The organism is Flavobacterium sp. LHD-85 (assembly GCF_030929595.1).
Classification (GTDB): domain Bacteria; phylum Bacteroidota; class Bacteroidia; order Flavobacteriales; family Flavobacteriaceae; genus Flavobacterium.
In genome coordinates this window covers 1,102,699-1,119,404 of record NZ_JAVFVR010000001.1, presented here as the reverse complement: position 1 = coordinate 1,119,404, position 16,706 = coordinate 1,102,699, and the positions used below count along the sequence as shown (strand labels likewise).

Below are 16,706 nucleotides of genomic sequence, written 5' to 3'. Positions count from 1 at the left end.
TGTGCTTTCGAGGTTTTTTTGTTTGTAAATATGAGAGTGAATACTTTCAACAAGTATTTTGTTGATTTATTCGAATCTTTCTTACATTTGAGAAATAACTATCCTAAAAAAACTTACTTATGAAGAAACCGATTAAATTACTAATGCTTGTATTGACCTATTCTGTATGTGTAATAGCAAACGCTCAGGTTCAGATGAATTCTAAATTTGACACGCCTTATGGTAACAATACCGCTGTCGGAAAGTTTGTCGAACTCAATGGAGCTAAAATCTATTATGAAGAATATGGAAAAGGAGAACCGTTGTTATTGATTCACGGAAATAGTGGAAGTATTGAAACAATGGGAAATCAGATTGCTTATTTTAAAAGTAAATACAGAGTTATTGCTCTTGATAGTAGAGGACAAGGCAAATCAGAGTTGAAAACAGATTCTTTAACATTTGTCCAAATGACAAAAGATACAGAAGCATTAGTTAATCACTTAAAACTGGATTCGATAAGTATTATTGGATGGAGTGATGGAGGGATTGTTGGATTGCAAATGGGGATTTCGGGGAAGTCAAAAATAAAAAAAATTGTAGCAATGGGAGCCAATTTACGACCTGATTCTACAGCTATTTATTCGTGGGCGGCAAAATATGTTCAGAATTTTAGGAAATTGATTATTTCAAAAATTAAAGAGAAAGACACTAGTGAGAATTGGAATCTGCTGAAACAACTTACTGGACTTTTGGCATATCAACCTAATATTCCAGCAAAAGATTTATCAAAAATTAAAGCAAAAGTGCTTGTAATAGCTGGAGATAGAGATGTAATCCGAAATGAGCATACGGTTGAAATTTTCGAAAATATACCTAAAGCACAGTTATGCATTATGCCTGGAGAAACTCATTTTGCGCCAGCTTCAAGTCCGGAAGTATTTAATGCAATAGCAAATAAGTTTTTATCAGAACCTTTTAAAAGACCAGATTCAGATTTTACTAAATGGGGTAAATAAAATTAGATCATTAGAATTGTATTATTTTAGCCATGAATTTCAACTTTATGTAATTCGTGGCTAAAAAAACAAAAAATGACTTTCAAACACCTCTTCAAAGCAGAAGTAAATTGGACTTCCAAACAAAACCCAGCAGATTCTTCCAAAAGATTTTATAGTAAAAGCCATCAAATTAAAATTGAAGGAAAACCAGTTTTAGATGTTTCAGCAGCAAAAGTTTTCAAAGGTGATCCAGAATTATACAATCCCGAAGATTTATTGTTAAGCAGTTTGGTTTCCTGCCATATGATGTCGTATTTATATATCTGTTCCCAAAACGGAATAGAAGTTTTAGAATATTCAGACAACGCGGAAGCAACATTAGAAGTAAATCCAGATGGAAGCGGGCGTTTTGTTGAAGCAAGATTATATCCGAAAGTAAAAATTTCAAATTCAGACCAAATAGAATTGGCTTTAGACTTGCATCATAAAGCAAATCAATTGTGTTTTATTGCTAATTCTTGCAATTTTCCTGTTTTGCATGAGGCGAGTTGTGAGGTTTAAATAGAGGCTGTTTTGTTAAAAAGTTAGATTATGGAAAACCATAATAAGAGTAACTTTTAATGATCTATATTCGTCTTTTAATCTAAATAGGATAATGAAAAGAACGGTTTTTATATTTCTGTGTTTTTGTAATTTGATAAATGCTCAATTGAGTTCATATAATAAAGAACTTAAAAAAAAATCTTTGATTCAAGGGGAGTGGTTTTTAAATAAAGGGATTGAAACATTTGTTACCAAACAAACACCTGTAGGTTATAAGCAAAGTTACGATGAATTAAAAAGTGTTTTGTTTCATTATAATTTGAATATAATGGAGCCAGAAGTAGATGAATCTCTTATTGATAAAACAGTAGAAAATTTGCATGATTTTCAAAATTTAAGTAATTCAATGAGTATTGAATGGTCCGTAATCAATATGGTTTGGAGAACTAATGACGTGTATCAAATTAATTGGATGTGTGGTAACGAAATCAATTTAATTTTGATTCAAAGAATCAGAAAAAAATAAAAAGGTTTTAGATAAAACCTTTTATGTGTTAAGGAAAAACATAAAAAAAACCTCTTCCGTTAAGAAGAGGTTTTTGTACCCGGAGCCGGAGTCGAACCGGCACGGTTTCCCACAGGTGTTTGAGACCAGCGCGTCTACCAATTCCGCCATCCGGGCGTAGCAGACGAAAAAATAAATGATAAATCAATTATTTTAACGCAATAGAATGAAGTCATAAATGGCGTCATTCCTTTAACACGGTGCAAATGTAAAAAATAATTTTAAACGAACTACTAAAAATACTTAAATTTTTGCTTTCAGTGTTCAATAAATTTTATAAATTTGCAGCTCGTTAAAACGAAGCACACACAACTAACTACATCCGAGACATTTATACGCTTTCTACTTTATTGAAATATAAAGTTGAATTTTTTAAAAGTAACGGAATAAAACAACAAATTACAATGTCGCACCTAGAACCAGAAGCTAAAATTTTTGCTTGTTCACAAAGTGTTTATCTTGCAGAAAAAATTGCAAAAGATTACGGGATTCCGTTAGGAAAAGTAACGATGTCAACGTATAGTGACGGAGAATTTCAACCGTCTTACGAAGAATCAATAAGAGGTTTGCGAGTATTTATCGTATGTTCAACTTTTCCAAGTGCAGATAATCTGATGGAATTGTTGTTAATGATTGATGCGGCAAAACGTGCATCAGCAAGACATATTACAGCTGTTATGCCTTATTTTGGTTGGGCAAGACAAGATAGAAAAGACAAACCAAGAGTTCCGATTGGAGCTAAGTTAGTAGCGAATCTGCTAACAGCTGCAGGAGCAACTAGAATCATGACTATGGATTTGCATGCAGACCAGATTCAAGGATTCTTTGAAAAACCAGTAGATCATTTATTTGCATCTACAATCTTTTTACCATACGTAGAAAGTTTAAATTTAGAAAATCTGACAATTGCATCTCCAGATATGGGAGGTTCAAAAAGAGCATATGCTTACTCTAAGTTTCTAGAATCAGATGTAGTAATCTGTTACAAACAAAGAAAAGCAGCCAACGTTATTGACACTATGGAACTAATTGGTGAAGTAAAAGGGCGTAACGTAATCTTAGTAGACGACATGATCGATACAGGGGGAACTCTAGCGAAAGCGGCAGACCTAATGATCGAAAAAGGAGCGCTAAGTGTAAGAGCAATTTGTACGCACGCTATTTTATCAGGCGGAGCATACGAGAAAATTGAAAACTCGAAACTAACAGAATTAATCGTAACAGATTCTATTCCGTTAAAGAGAGAATCAAAGAAAATAAAAGTGGTAAGCTGCGCGCCTTTATTTGCTGAAGTAATGCAAATGGTTCACCACAATAATTCCATCAGTGGAAAATTTATTATGTAAAAGCAGTAAGCTTTAGGCTTTAGGCCGTAAGCTTATATACTTTGCATAAAAAGCCTAAAGTATATTGCTTAAAGCTTACAGCAAAATAGAATATTTATTTAATAACTATATTTTTTTACAATGAAATCGATTACAATTAAAGGATCAGAAAGAGAAAGCGTGGGCAAAGTGTCAACTAAAGCCTTACGTAATGCTGGACAGGTACCTTGCGTTTTATACGGAGGAAACCAGGCAGTACACTTCTCAGCAGACGTTACTGCATTCAAAAACTTGGTTTACACTCCAAACGCTCACACTGTTGTGATCGAACTTGGAAAAGGAAAATCATTCAATGCAATTTTGCAAGATATCCAAGTTCACCCAGTATCTGACAAAATTTTACACATTGACTTCTTCCAATTATTTGATGATAAAGAAATCACAATGGAAGTTCCTGTGAAAATCGTTGGTACATCTAAAGGTGTTCTTGCGGGAGGTGTTTTACGTTTGAACCAACGTAAATTGAAAGTTAAAGCTTTACCAGCAAATCTTCCTGATTTCGTTGAAGCTGACATCACTCCACTTGAAATGGGTAACAAATTATACGTTACTAAAGTTGGAAAACCAGAGTACAAAATTATGCACCCAGACAACACTGTTGTTTGTCAAGTGAGAATCTCTCGTGCTGCTATGAAAGCTGCTCAAGAGGCTGCAAAAGCTGCAAAAGCTCCTGCAAAAGGAAAGAAAAAATAATTTTTTTCAACTCAATACAAAAAGCCTCAATCTTACGATTGGGGCTTTTTTTTTAGCTTCTAAGTTTCTAAGATGCTGAGATGCTAAGGTTTTTTGTTACAAGAGGGCTTCGACTTTGTTCAATCTGACATGCATAATATTTGTCTGGCTGAGCAGGGTCGAAGCCTTTTTAAGAAATTCTCTAATTGTCACATTCTCAAATTTTCTAATTATTTTTTAGAAGCAGCAACTTTTCGTTTTCATAAGACGTGACGTTCCTGCCATCCGCTATATCTTTTCATCCGCTAAAAAGCGGATAAAAAGGATGCCGCTTCTGTCAGGGCTAGCAGGAAAATATCTTTTTTATAAGATCTTAAGTTGCTAAGATTCTGAGATACTGAGTTTTTTCATAGTTGTCAGGCTGAGCGAAGTCGAAGTCTTTATGTTCTTTGCAAATCTCAGTAAAAGCTATTTCTTAGCGTTCTTAGCGCAAAACCCTTGCGATCTTTGCGGTTAAATCACGACCAACAGACAATTATCTAATCGTCGCATTCTCAAATTATCTAATTAACAAATTGTCACATTCTCTAATTAATCTTACTTTTGCAATCATGATAAAATGGATAACAAAACTGTTTTCATCAACACCAAAAGAAGAGAACATAGAAGATAATATGAAGAAATATTTAATAGTAGGTTTAGGAAATATAGGAGCAGAATACGTAAACACGAGACACAATATCGGATTTAAAGTCCTGGATTTTTTAGCCAGAAAAGAAGGGCTTTCATTTGAAACCGTAAAACTCGGTTCTTTGGCTGAGTATAAATTTAAAGGGAGAACCTTTTTTCTTTTAAAGCCAAACACTTATATGAATTTAAGCGGTAAAGCGGTAAAATATTGGATGGATAAGGAGAATATTCCTCTAGAGAATATTTTAGTCATTACAGACGATTTAAATCTGTCATTCGGTACTATTAGAATCAAACCAAAAGGAAGCGATGGCGGTCACAATGGTTTAAAAAATATTAATTTAGTTTTAAATACACAAAACTATACCCGTTTCAGATTTGGTATCAGCGATCAATTCAAAAAAGGACAGCAGGTAGATTATGTTTTAGGAGAATGGACTCCTGAGGAAGATGCAAAACTTCCGGAGCGCTTAGAGACTTCAGCAGAAATTATTAGAGCTTTTGGGACAGCAGGTTTAGAAAATACAATGACGACGTTTAATGGAAAATAAAGATTTTCAGATGTTTATGTTGTAAAAATGTAAATTATCGATGAATTTAATTCAATTATAACGAAATAGTATTTTCAATTCCAAAGTTAAATGTCTAAATTTGGGATAAATTATTATAAACCATAAAAATCATAATACCATGGCTTTTGAATTACCGCAATTACCTTATGCATACGATGCATTAGAACCACATATCGATGCACGTACAATGGAAATCCATCATACAAAGCACCACAACGCTTATACTACAAATCTTAACGCAGCTATCGCTGGAACAGATTTAGAAGGAAAAACAATCGAGAACATCTTGATTAACTTAGATAAATCTAACGCTGCAGTTCGTAACAATGGTGGAGGTTTCTACAACCACAATTTATTCTGGACTGTAATGTCTCCAAACGGAGGAGGATTGCCAACAGGTGATTTGTTAGCTGCTATTGAAGCTTCTTTTGGATCATTCGAAGAATTTAAAGCAAAATTTGCTAAAGCTGGAGCTACACAATTCGGTTCTGGATGGGCTTGGTTAACAGTTCAAAAAGGAGGAAAATTAGAAGTTGTAGGTACACCAAATCAAGATAATCCATTAATGCCAGAAGTTGCTGGTCATGGTGGAACTCCAATCTTAGGAATGGACGTTTGGGAGCACGCTTATTACTTAAACTACCAAAACAGAAGACCAGATTATATTGAAGCTTTCTTCAGTGTAATTAACTGGACAGAAGTTGCTAGAAGATTTGCTTTAGACAAATAAGAGAATAGAGTAAAGAATAAAGATAAAAGGCGAACACTATGTGTTCGCCTTTTTTTATTTGTTTTTTTGTCTTTCCTCTTTGTTCTATTTTCTTCCCTCTTAAAAAAAAGAAAATAAAAAAGGTGGAAGAACTTCCACCTTTTTTGCCCCAAATCTACCATAAACTTAACCTACTAATGTTATGGTCTAGTAAAGGTATGGCAGATATTTTTTTCATAGAAACTTATCAGATAAAAAGCAACTATATCCGATTAAAGGCGTATAATGCTTGTTTTTTGAGAATTGTAAATATATTTCAATAAAAAAGGCGGATATTACTCCGCCTTTTTTGCCCCAAATCTACCATAAACTAACCTACTAATGTTATGGTTCAGTAAATGTATGGCGGGTATTTTAATAACGAAAATTTTTTAGATGAAAGGCAATTATATCCGATAAAAACCACATAATTAACTGTTTTTCAGTGTTTTATGTATTTAAATAAAAAAGGCGGATGTTACTCCGCCTTTTTTGCCCCAAATCTACCATAAACTAACCTACTAATGTTATGGTATAGTAAATGTATGGCAGTTATTATTGTGATGAAAAAATTTTAGATGAATGGTAAGTAAATCCGATTAAGAGATATATAATCGGCTGTTTATAAATTGTTTGAGTTAATTCCAATAAAAAAGGTGGAATTGCTTCCACCCTTTTTGCCCCAAATCTACCATAAACTTAACCTACTAATGTTATGGTATTCCAAAAGTATCATAGCTTTTCAATTTCACCAAAGAAATAGGATGAACGGCAAAAAAAACCGATGAAATGCACAATTTAACCTTTTGTTAGTATTTTATTAATAAGCTCTAGCGTCTTTTCCTTCATAAAAATTCATGAAGGCACGATTTACAACTCTATTTCCACCTGGAGTTGGGTAATCTCCTGTGAAGTACCAATCACCTAAATTTTTAGGACATGCTTTATGTAAATCGTCTACTTTTTGGAAGATGATTTTTACTTCGGCATTGATTTCTGGAGAACTTAACATTTCTGCAATTTTGTCCGAAATCTCCTCATCTGTAAATTGATCGTATATTGCTGTAACATAATTGACAACATCTTTGTCTGCAAAATTCTCTTGAGCTTTACATTTTGCATAAACTTCGTCTACAATATGGTACAAGTTTCTTTCTTTTAATAAAGCAAGTGCAGCTCTAAAAGCAACTAAGCCTTCTAGTTTTGCCATATCGATTCCGTAACAATCTGGGTAACGAATTTGTGGAGCAGATGAAACGATTACAATGCGTTTTGGTTTCAAACGATCCATCATTTTAATGATACTCATTTTCAATGTAGTACCACGAACAATACTGTCGTCAATAATAACTAAGTTGTCTTCTGGTTTAATTACACCATAAGTAACATCGTAAACGTGAGCTACTAAATCGTCACGGCTGCTGTCTTCGGTAATAAAAGTTCTAAGTTTGGCATCTTTAATGGCAACTTTCTCTGTACGAATCTTAACAGCTAAAAGTTCCTGAAGTGTTTCGGCTGTTAATGTATTTCTGTTTTCTAGAATATAATTGTTTTTTCTCTGATTTAAGAAATCCTGAGCAGCTTCTACCAAACCATAAAATGAAGTTTCAGCAGTATTAGGAATATATGAGAAAACAGTATTGTCTGTATCACTGTCAATCGCTTTAAGAACAGCAGGTAAAATTAATTTTCCTAAATCTTTACGTTCTTGATAAATTTCGGCGTCACTTCCTCTTGAGAAATAGATTCTTTCGAACGAACAAGCTTTTTTAACGGTTGGCTCCAAGATCTGATTCATAGAAACATTTCCGTTTTTCTTGATGATCAAAGCGTGACCTGGGTCGATTTCTTGAACACTTTCAAAAGGAACATTAAATACAGTTTGAATAACCGGTCTTTCAGAAGCTACAACCACTACTTCATCATCTTGATAAAAGTAAGCTGGACGAATTCCTGCCGGATCTCTAAAAACAAATGCATCACCATGACCTAATAAACCTGCCATAGCGTAACCGCCATCTAAGTTTTTAGCCGAACGAGCTAAGATTTTAGCAATATCCAAACGCTCTGCAATTACTGGAGAAGCTTCTCTTTTTGAATAACCTTCAGCTTTGCAGTCTTGGTACAATTGCATTACTTCTTTGTCTAAGAAGTGACCAATTTTTTCCATTACCGTAACAGTATCTGCCATTTCTTTTGGATGCTGACCTAATTCAACCAGATTTTCGAAAAGTTCTTTAACATTCGTCATGTTAAAGTTTCCTGCTAAAATCAAGTTACGGTGCATCCAGTTGCTTTGACGCAAAAATGGGTGAACACTTTCGATGCTGTTTTTTCCAAAAGTTCCGTAACGAACGTGACCTAAAAACAATTCTCCAACATAAGGAATATTTGCTTTTAAATCTTTCATGTTATCTCCCAATTCAGGATGCGCTTTTAGTTCTTCGCTAACGCGCTCATTGATTTGTTTGAAAACATCTTGGATAGGCTGTGAATGATTGGAACGAACTCTGCTGATATAGCGCTGTCCAGGTTCAACATCAAATTTAATGCTTGCAAAACCAGCACCGTCTTGTCCGCGGTTGTGCTGTTTTTCCATCATTAAATACATCTTCTGGATTCCGTAGAACGCAGTTCCGTATTTTTCTTTATAATATTCAAGCGGTTTTAGTAGTCTAACTAAGGCTATACCACATTCGTGTTTTAAAGCGTCGCTCATTGTTTTTTGTTATTTGTGTGTTGTTGTAAGTTGTGTGTATTAACGTAATAAAAAAAGCCCCGTTTTATCGAGGCTCTTAGGCATTATATTTCTATGTCAAACTGAGTTAACGACTTAAATTGCTGTAATCGAATCGCTACTTCGGCTTTGCTTAATGATTCCATCCTTTCAGTTCCAAATTTCTCTACGCAGAACGAAGCTAAATTTGAACCGTAAATAATTGCATTCTTCATGTTGTTAAACGAAATGTTTTCGCTTTGCGCAATAAATCCAGAGAAACCACCTGCGAAAGTGTCTCCCGCTCCAGTTGGATCAAAAACATCTTCTAATGGTAAAGCTGGTGCAAAGAAAACTTCTCTGTTGTGGAATAAAAGTGCTCCGTGTTCTCCTTTTTTGATCACCACATATTTTGGTCCCATATCTTGGATTTTAGAAGCTGCTTTTACTAATGAATATTCTCCAGAAAGCTGTCTCGCTTCTTCGTCATTGATTGTAATAACATCTACACGTTTAATAACGTCTAATAATTCTGGAAGAGCGCAGTCCATCCAAAAGTTCATAGTGTCTAAAACTACTAATTTTGGTTTTTTCTCCATTTGATCCAGAACACTGCTTTGTACTAATGGATGTAAGTTTCCTAACATCACAACATCAGCATCTTTGTAGTTTTGAGGAACTTTTGGCTGAAAATCAGCTAAAACGTTCAACTCTGTTACAAGAGTGTCTCTAGAATTTAAATCGTTGTGGTATAAACCGCTCCAGAAAAAAGTCTTTCCGCCTTTTACAATTTCGATACCAGAGATATCAATATTTTTTGAAGTTAAAAGATCTAAATGTTCTTGAGGGAAATCGTCGCCAACTACAGAAACAATGGCCGATTGCAAGTTAAAAAATGACGCTGATAATCCGATGTAGGTTGCAGCACCACCTAATATTTTATCTGTTTTTCCGAAAGGAGTTTCAATCGCGTCGAAAGCAACTGTTCCAACAATCAATAGTTTATTCATTTTATGAATTTCGAATTAGGGTGCAAAGATACTTCATAAGTTACAATCTTGCAACGGTTTAGGTTCTCAAAATTTTCTTAAAAAAATGACAACGATTTCGGAGTGAAAATACTGTAAATGAATTGGTTAAAAACTGTTTTTAATGAAGCTTAAAATAGATTTTTCAGAATTAATCTGCAAGTTTTTCGAAAATAATTGCGAATATTTTACAAGTTATTTTTCTTATTTAAGTTTGGGAAATAATTCTTGGGAATACCTAACGTATATTGGTTTCAATTTTCAGTTTTTTTTCTTCCCATTTTTTGTTAAAAATTTCTAATGACATTTTTGGAGACTTTTCAGCTACTTTTATCCAAACTTTAAAATTTTCTTTATAGAAATTGTGTTCATTTTTTATGTTTGTCTTTTTCATTACAATTCATATTTCTTATCAAAAGAATTTTTTAGAAAGCTATTGCCTATCTTTTTTTACTTGTGATTATTTGCCTTATTTATATTTTTAATCCAATTGATTGCATCGTTCATAGGCTCTTCAGATTTTGAAAATGCAGTATTGTGTCCCAAGTTTGAAAATAATTTATATTCATAAGGTTTCCCTTTAGATTTTAATTCGTCAAGATATTCGATAGATAGATTCACAGGAACTTGAATATCTTTACCTCCAAAAATCCAAAATCCTGAAATTGACAATTTAGAAAGAACATCATTAGGATTTGTATCGATAAACTCATATTTATCTGGATCATTGAATACATGTTTTCTTGCTTCTTCTTCAGAGTGTGTGTCCCAGAATTTTTGATCTCCATTCGTGTAAAATTGGAATCTCAATTGTTCTTTAACCGTTATAAGAGCTCCGCTAAATATGGTCATAAATTTAACCTTCTTATTTTTCTCGGCTGCTAATGGAATTATCCATCCAGCTTGACTTCCGCCTATTAAACCGATTGATGTTTTTTCATTTGATAAATTTTTAGATAAAGCATCTACAGCAGCACTTGCATCTAAAGACAAAAGGGTTAGATTGGCAAAATCAACATTGTTTGTTCCTACTTCAGGTCCTGCATACACGCCGCCTGATTCTCCGACTCCACGTTTATCATACGTTAAAACTGCAATTCCATTGTTGGCAAGAGTTGTAGCAAAGTCCGTCATTCTTTTTTCTTGTCCAGATCCATGAACAATCACAACGGCAGCTTGTATGTTCTTAGGCGTAAAAATAGTTGCTGCGAGTGAAATTCCTTCGCTAATAAATTTTATTTCCTTAGTAGAAAATTTTGGCGGAAATGCGGAAACATAATTAGTTATAACCAGCAATAATATTAAGATAGAATATCTGTATGTTTTTTTTACTCTTAGTTTGTGTTTCAAAATTGCTGATTTGTTTTTCATTCTACAATTCATATTTCTTGTCAAAATAATTCTTCAAAATTCCAACCTGAACTAGAATCATAATCGGAACAATTAAAATGGCATACAAGATATTTTTAGAAAAATGAATTCCTGAAAATAGAGTTGCTATTTGATCGGTGTACTGCTTACTTATTTCCAAATTATTTTGTGATGCAGTAAATAGAGAAATATAAATTACTAAAGTAACTAAAACTAATCCGATCAAAATCCAGATTGGTTTAGAAATTAAAGGTTTATATGTTTTGAGTTTTTTATCTTCTAATACATGGATTTCAGCCATTATTTTAGAAGTAAAATCTATTGATGGTGACTGCAGTTTGTCTTCGGCCATCATTTTCTCAATAAGTTGTTCTATATTTTTATCGCTCTCTTTCATAACATTCTATTATTTCTGGTTCTAACTGCTGTCTCAAAATTACGGCTAATTTTTGTCGGCTCCTAAATAACTTTACTTTGGCATTGTTGGCCGATATATTCATGATTTTTCCAATTTCTTCTAAATTTTGATCATCAAAATAAAATAAGGTCAAAAGGAAGTTTTCGTCACTTGGTAATAAATTTAAACATTTTTGAATGGTTTGCTTTCGTTCTTTTTCTTCTAAAGCGCTCAAAGCATTGTCCATTGTTTTGATTAAATGAGAAGAAAAATCATCAATAGAAATATTCAGGTCTTCTTTTTTGCTTTTTTTCAAACGGTCTAGACAAGTATTGTAGGCAATTTTATAAATCCAAGTCGAAAATTTAGATTCTCCTTTAAATTTTGTCAACGAATTATAAATTTTTATAAAGGTGTCTTGAGCAACTTCTTCTGCTTCTTCACGGTTTTTAACCATTTTTATAGCCAAAGTAAAGATCATATCCTTATAACGATCTACGAGAACACCAAATGCATTAGTATCTCCCCGCAAAACTTTATCGATATAATGTTGATCTTGTATTGTGCTCATATAATATAGGACGACAGTTTGTGGTTTTAGGTTACAAGAAAAGTGAAAATAAATTCCAATTTTTAAATTTCAATATTTAATTTATAATAGAGTATAGAGTTGAACTTTGTCAAAGTTTCAAACTTTTACAAACTTTTTTAGAATCAAAATTAATTGATTGTCAGTGAGTTTTGGAATTTGGAATTTAAAAATTGGAATTTATTTTGAAAATTTTCACTAAAAGTTGTAACCTCAATTTAAAAGGTGTCGTCATATGGAGTATCAATCAATTATAAAAACATAAAATTATGGGACCACAAGTTTTAGTACCGCTAAGTCTTTTTTTGATGATCTTCGGGATTGTTTATCTTATTTATTCAACAAGAAACAGAGAACGTTTAGCTCTTATCGAAAAAGGTGTTGATGCAAGTATCTTTTTACAAGGAAAGGGAAATGGAGTTCCAGCTTGGAAAATCTTTGTAGTAAACCTGGCATTCTTATTAATAGGAAGCGGTGTTGGAATTTTTCTTGCGCTACTAATTACAACTTACACATCTTTAAACGACGGAGCAGTTTATCCTTCAATCATTTTCATCATGGCCGGAATTGGACTTTTGATAGGATTTAAAACGGCAAAAGATTTAGATAAAGAATAATTAGTAAAAGTTTAAGTTAAAAAAAAATGCATCAAACAATTGATGCATTTTTTTTATTCTTTAGATCCGATGGTTTCGTAATAAACATCAACCGAAAGTTTCGGCTGCATGGACGCCATAACAGCCAATTGATCGCAACGCTCATTTTGCGGATGATTGTTGTGGCCTTTAATCCATTTAAAATTGACTTGGTGTTTGCGGTAAACAATTAGAAAACGTTTCCATAAATCTGGATTTTTTTTATCCTTGTAGCCTTTTTTCTCCCAGCCAAAAACCCATTTTTTTTCTACAGAATCCACGACGTATTTAGAATCTGAAATAACGAGAACTTTCATGTTTTCTTTTTTTAGTTTTTCCAAACCAACAATTACAGCTAAAAGTTCCATTCTGTTATTTGTCGTCAAGCGAAAGCCTTCATAGAATTCTTTTTTATGCGGAGTGCCCACCAGTTCCATTACCACGCCGTAACCACCATTTCCAGGATTTCCTTTTGCCGCGCCATCTGTATATATATGTACTTCGTGATTCATTTATTTATTTTAGATTGTAGATTTTAGATTGCAGATTTAATGCTTTGTCTAAAATTGGAATTTGGAATTTAAATTTTAGAATTTTCGTCAAGAATTCTATGAATAATCTCCGGGAAATGTTTTTGTTCCAGCTCATGGATCTTTTCAGCAACCGTTTCAGGAGTGTCTTCCTCTGTTAAGGCAACATTTGCTTGAAAGATGATAGCACCTTCATCATAGTTTTCGTTAACATAATGAATAGATATTCCAGTTTCTTTTTCTTTATTATTTACGATTGCTCTGTGTATGTGCATTCCGTACATTCCTTTGCCTCCGTAATTAGGTAAAAGTGCAGGATGGATATTGATTATCTTATTTGGATATTGTTCGATTATGTTTTCGGGGAATTTGAGTAAAAATCCAGCCAAGATTATCAAATCTGGGTCGATTTCTTGCACTTTTTGTAGTACGTTTCTTTCCAAAAGTTCGTTTTTTGAGAAGATTTCGACTGGAATTTGATGATTTTTTGCTCTTTCAATCACTTTTGCCGAAGCATTATTTGTAAAGACCGAAACGACCCTCGCAATTTCGGTGTTTGAAAAATATTTTATAATGTTCTCCGTGTTAGTTCCTGATCCTGAGGCAAAAACAATAATTTTTTTCATAAAGCTGTGTGTTTTAAGAGTGCAAAAAACGGAATAAAAATCGAAAATAAATAGCTTTAAAAGACCTTTCTTGAAATTAATTTTATAAATTAGTGTCACATTTATAAACTAAATAGTTGTTTTAAAATAAAGTTTTTTATTTTTGCCAACAAATTAAATTCTAAAATTAAAGATTATGTCAGACATTGCATCAAGAGTAAAAGCGATTATCGTAGACAAATTAGGTGTTGACGAAAACGAAGTTGTAACAGAAGCAAGCTTCACTAATGATTTAGGAGCTGACTCATTAGACACTGTTGAGCTTATTATGGAATTCGAAAAAGAATTTGATATTCAAATTCCAGACGATCAAGCAGAAAACATTGCTACTGTTGGTCAAGCTATTTCTTATATCGAAGAAGCAAAAAAATAATAATACCACACCCGAATTTTAAAAATTCCAAATTTGAATGTTCAAATTCCAAAATTGGGATTTGTTTTTTGAAAAATTGGATTTTCTAAAAATCGGGTGTTATTATTTTTTTTAAATTTTAAATTTCGATTGATTTTCAATCAAAAAGATATATTTATATTGTAATTCCCATGGCTCTTAAGTAACAATAAGTTAAGAAAGCGTGGGTTTTATTTGTTTAAAGTACAAAATACATATTTATGGCATTAAGGCGAGTTGTTGTAACAGGATTAGGTGCACTTACTCCTATTGGGAATAATATCCAAGAATATTGGAATGCACTTGTGAATGGAGTTAGCGGAGCCGCTCCAATCACATATTATGATACCGAGAAACACAAAACGAAATTTGCCTGCGAAGTAAAAAACTTCAATATTGAAGATTACATGGATCGCAAGGAATCTCGTAGATTAGATAAATTTGCACAATACGCAATTGCTGCCAGCGACGAAGCTATTAAAGATGCTGGAATCACAAATGATAACGTAAACAAGCAAAGAGTTGGTGTTATCTGGGGAGCAGGAATTGGAGGTTTAGAGACTTTCCAAGATGAAGTATTGTATTATGCAAAAGGTGATGGAACTCCAAAGTTCAATCCTTTCTTTATTCCTAAAATGATTGCCGATATTGCTCCTGCGCATATCTCTATGCGTAACGGGTATATGGGGCCAAATTATACTACGGTTTCTGCTTGTGCGTCTTCTGCAAATGCGTTAATCGATGCTTTCAACTACATCCGTTTAGGAATGTGCGATGTTATTGTTTCTGGTGGTTCTGAAGCTGCTGTTACAATTGCAGGTATGGGAGGATTTAGCTCAATGCACGCTTTATCTACAAGAAATGAAAGTCCAGAAACAGCTTCAAGACCTTTTGATGCAACCAGAGATGGTTTCGTTTTAGGAGAAGGAGCAGGAGCTTTAGTTCTTGAAGATTATGAACATGCTAAAGCAAGAGGTGCAAAAATCTATTGCGAAATTGGCGGTGGCGGTATGTCGTCTGATGCTTACCACTTAACTGCACCACATCCGGAAGGAATTGGAGTTATCGCTGTAATGGAAAACACATTGAGAGATGCTGGAATGACACCTGATCAGGTTGATCATATCAATACTCACGGAACTTCTACTCCATTAGGAGACGTTGCTGAATTAAAAGCAATTAGCAAAGTTTTTGGAGATCACGCTAAAAACATCAACATCAACTCTACAAAATCAATGACAGGACACTTGCTTGGTGCAGCTGGAGCTATTGAAGCAATTGCTTCTATCTTGGCAATGCAACACGGAATTGTTCCTCCAACGATTAACCATACAGTTGTTGACGAAAACATTGACCCATCTTTAAACCTTACTCTAAACAAACCTCAAAAAAGAGAAGTAAATGTTGCTATGAGTAATACATTTGGTTTTGGTGGACACAATGCTTGCGTATTGTTTAAAAAACTAGCTGATTAATTTTCTGTATATGAATATTATCAAAAAAATATTTTCTAAATCCCGTTCTCTAGAAGACGGGATTTTTTTTGACACTATTCAGAAAATTCTTGGTTTTCCGCCTACAAATGTTGATTTTTATCGAAGAGCTTTTACACATCGTTCTTCTAATAAATTAGATCAGAATGGGCATCCTATAAATTATGAACGCTTAGAATTCTTAGGAGATGCAATGTTAAGTGCTGTTATTGCGGCACATTTATTTAATAAAGCTCCAAATGGCGACGAAGGTTATTTGACCAAGATGCGTTCCAAAATTGTGAGCCGAGAACATTTGAACGAATTAGGTAAGGATTTAAATTTAGTGCAGTTTGTAGAAAGTAAAGTGCCGATTCAGCACTTTGGAGAAAACATTCATGGCAATATTTTTGAATCCCTTATAGGGGCTATCTATTTAGACAAAGGCTATACTTTTTGTGAAAAATTTATCCAAAAAAGAGTAGTTACGCCTTATGTAGATATCGCGCGACTAGAAGGAAAAGTTATAAGCTATAAAAGTCTTGTTATCGAGTGGTGCCAGAAAGAAAAAAGAGTTTTTCATTATGACATTTTTGAAGATAACGGTATAGACGGCCAGCGTTTATTTGGTGTTAAATTGAGTATTGACGATAAAGTTGTTGCAAGAGCGCGAGCAACTTCAAAAAAGAAGGCCGAAGAGAAAGCATCTCAGAGAGCTTATTTTGCGTTTCAAGAAAAAATTGACAAGAAATAGCTG

The 16,706-nt window shown here is 33.5% G+C and carries 18 protein-coding genes and 1 tRNA gene; 11 read left to right on the top strand and 8 right to left on the bottom strand.

The genetic code is table 11. The annotated features are described in order from the left end of the window. Positions 1-119: 119 nt before the first annotated feature. From RB618_RS04805 to RB618_RS04795, 3 genes are all read left to right on the top strand, one after another. The gene (locus RB618_RS04805) at positions 120-998 is read left to right on the top strand and encodes an alpha/beta hydrolase (protein ID WP_308067716.1); all 879 of its coding nucleotides are present in this window, start codon (positions 120-122) and stop codon (positions 996-998) included. A 75-nt stretch (positions 999-1,073) separates the two neighbouring features. After that, entirely contained in the window at positions 1,074-1,541 is a 468-nt protein-coding gene (locus RB618_RS04800; RefSeq protein ID WP_308067715.1) for an OsmC family protein, read from the top strand. Positions 1,542-1,635: 94 nt separating this feature from the next. Continuing rightward, on the top strand, positions 1,636-2,049 hold the full coding sequence (locus tag RB618_RS04795) for a hypothetical protein (RefSeq protein WP_308067714.1): 414 nt from the start codon (positions 1,636-1,638) through the stop codon (positions 2,047-2,049). A gap of 76 nt (positions 2,050-2,125) precedes the next feature. Here the strand turns inward: RB618_RS04795 and RB618_RS04790 are convergent. Beyond that, positions 2,126-2,205: transfer RNA gene (locus tag RB618_RS04790), tRNA-Leu, on the bottom strand. A 287-nt stretch (positions 2,206-2,492) separates the two neighbouring features. On the opposite strand from RB618_RS04790, the gene RB618_RS04785 reads away from it, so the two are divergent. The 4 genes from RB618_RS04785 to RB618_RS04770 all read left to right on the top strand — a co-directional run bounded on the left by RB618_RS04785 (position 2,493) and on the right by RB618_RS04770 (position 6,137). Next, positions 2,493-3,434: a ribose-phosphate pyrophosphokinase gene (locus RB618_RS04785; RefSeq protein ID WP_008465976.1), complete on the top strand. Its 942-nt coding sequence runs from the start codon at positions 2,493-2,495 to the stop codon at positions 3,432-3,434. 120 nt (positions 3,435-3,554) lie between these two features. After that, positions 3,555-4,166 carry a 50S ribosomal protein L25/general stress protein Ctc gene (locus tag RB618_RS04780; RefSeq protein WP_111368498.1) on the top strand — a complete coding sequence of 204 codons (612 nt, stop codon included), beginning with the start codon at positions 3,555-3,557 and terminating at the stop codon, positions 4,164-4,166. Between the two features lie 590 nt (positions 4,167-4,756). Continuing rightward, on the top strand, positions 4,757-5,386 hold the full coding sequence (gene pth / locus RB618_RS04775; RefSeq protein WP_308067713.1) for an aminoacyl-tRNA hydrolase: 630 nt from the start codon (positions 4,757-4,759) through the stop codon (positions 5,384-5,386). 139 nt (positions 5,387-5,525) lie between these two features. Next, a complete protein-coding gene (locus tag RB618_RS04770) occupies positions 5,526-6,137 on the top strand; it encodes a superoxide dismutase (RefSeq protein ID WP_091490394.1) in 612 nt (203 codons plus the stop codon). Between the two features lie 838 nt (positions 6,138-6,975). On the opposite strand, the gene RB618_RS04765 is transcribed toward RB618_RS04770, so the two are convergent. The 5 genes from RB618_RS04765 to RB618_RS04745 all read right to left on the bottom strand — a co-directional run bounded on the left by RB618_RS04765 (position 6,976) and on the right by RB618_RS04745 (position 12,238). Further along, positions 6,976-8,874, bottom strand: coding sequence for an amidophosphoribosyltransferase (locus tag RB618_RS04765; protein ID WP_308067712.1), 1,899 nt, complete (start codon positions 8,872-8,874; stop codon positions 6,976-6,978). A gap of 83 nt (positions 8,875-8,957) precedes the next feature. Beyond that, positions 8,958-9,881 (bottom strand): PfkB family carbohydrate kinase, encoded by a 924-nt coding sequence (locus tag RB618_RS04760; RefSeq protein ID WP_177211420.1) that lies wholly within the window; start codon positions 9,879-9,881, stop codon positions 8,958-8,960. A gap of 468 nt (positions 9,882-10,349) precedes the next feature. Beyond that, the gene (locus RB618_RS04755; protein ID WP_308067711.1) at positions 10,350-11,270 is read right to left on the bottom strand and encodes a serine aminopeptidase domain-containing protein; all 921 of its coding nucleotides are present in this window, start codon (positions 11,268-11,270) and stop codon (positions 10,350-10,352) included. A 1-nt stretch (position 11,271) separates the two neighbouring features. Continuing rightward, on the bottom strand, positions 11,272-11,667 hold the full coding sequence (locus RB618_RS04750) for a hypothetical protein (protein WP_308067710.1): 396 nt from the start codon (positions 11,665-11,667) through the stop codon (positions 11,272-11,274). Beyond that, positions 11,651-12,238 (bottom strand): sigma-70 family RNA polymerase sigma factor, encoded by a 588-nt coding sequence (locus RB618_RS04745; RefSeq protein ID WP_308067709.1) that lies wholly within the window; start codon positions 12,236-12,238, stop codon positions 11,651-11,653. The genes RB618_RS04750 and RB618_RS04745 overlap by 17 nt, the downstream gene beginning before the upstream one ends. A gap of 287 nt (positions 12,239-12,525) precedes the next feature. Between RB618_RS04745 and RB618_RS04740 the strand changes: the two genes are divergently transcribed. Continuing rightward, positions 12,526-12,873: a DUF6249 domain-containing protein gene (locus RB618_RS04740; RefSeq protein ID WP_308067708.1), complete on the top strand. Its 348-nt coding sequence runs from the start codon at positions 12,526-12,528 to the stop codon at positions 12,871-12,873. A gap of 53 nt (positions 12,874-12,926) precedes the next feature. Here the strand turns inward: RB618_RS04740 and rnhA are convergent, their stop codons facing one another. Next, on the bottom strand, positions 12,927-13,403 hold the full coding sequence (gene rnhA / locus RB618_RS04735; RefSeq protein ID WP_308067707.1) for a ribonuclease HI: 477 nt from the start codon (positions 13,401-13,403) through the stop codon (positions 12,927-12,929). Positions 13,404-13,471: 68 nt separating this feature from the next. After that, the gene (gene purN / locus RB618_RS04730) at positions 13,472-14,047 is read right to left on the bottom strand and encodes a phosphoribosylglycinamide formyltransferase (RefSeq protein ID WP_308067706.1); all 576 of its coding nucleotides are present in this window, start codon (positions 14,045-14,047) and stop codon (positions 13,472-13,474) included. A 175-nt stretch (positions 14,048-14,222) separates the two neighbouring features. On the opposite strand from purN, the gene RB618_RS04725 reads away from it, so the two are divergent. From RB618_RS04725 to rnc, 3 genes are all read left to right on the top strand, one after another. After that, positions 14,223-14,459, top strand: coding sequence for an acyl carrier protein (locus RB618_RS04725; protein WP_007137004.1), 237 nt, complete (start codon positions 14,223-14,225; stop codon positions 14,457-14,459). A 239-nt stretch (positions 14,460-14,698) separates the two neighbouring features. Next, positions 14,699-15,952 (top strand): beta-ketoacyl-ACP synthase II, encoded by a 1,254-nt coding sequence (gene fabF, locus RB618_RS04720; protein WP_111368511.1) that lies wholly within the window; start codon positions 14,699-14,701, stop codon positions 15,950-15,952. Positions 15,953-15,962: 10 nt separating this feature from the next. Beyond that, a complete protein-coding gene (gene rnc, locus RB618_RS04715; RefSeq protein ID WP_308067700.1) occupies positions 15,963-16,703 on the top strand; it encodes a ribonuclease III in 741 nt (246 codons plus the stop codon). Positions 16,704-16,706: the final 3 nt, after the last annotated feature.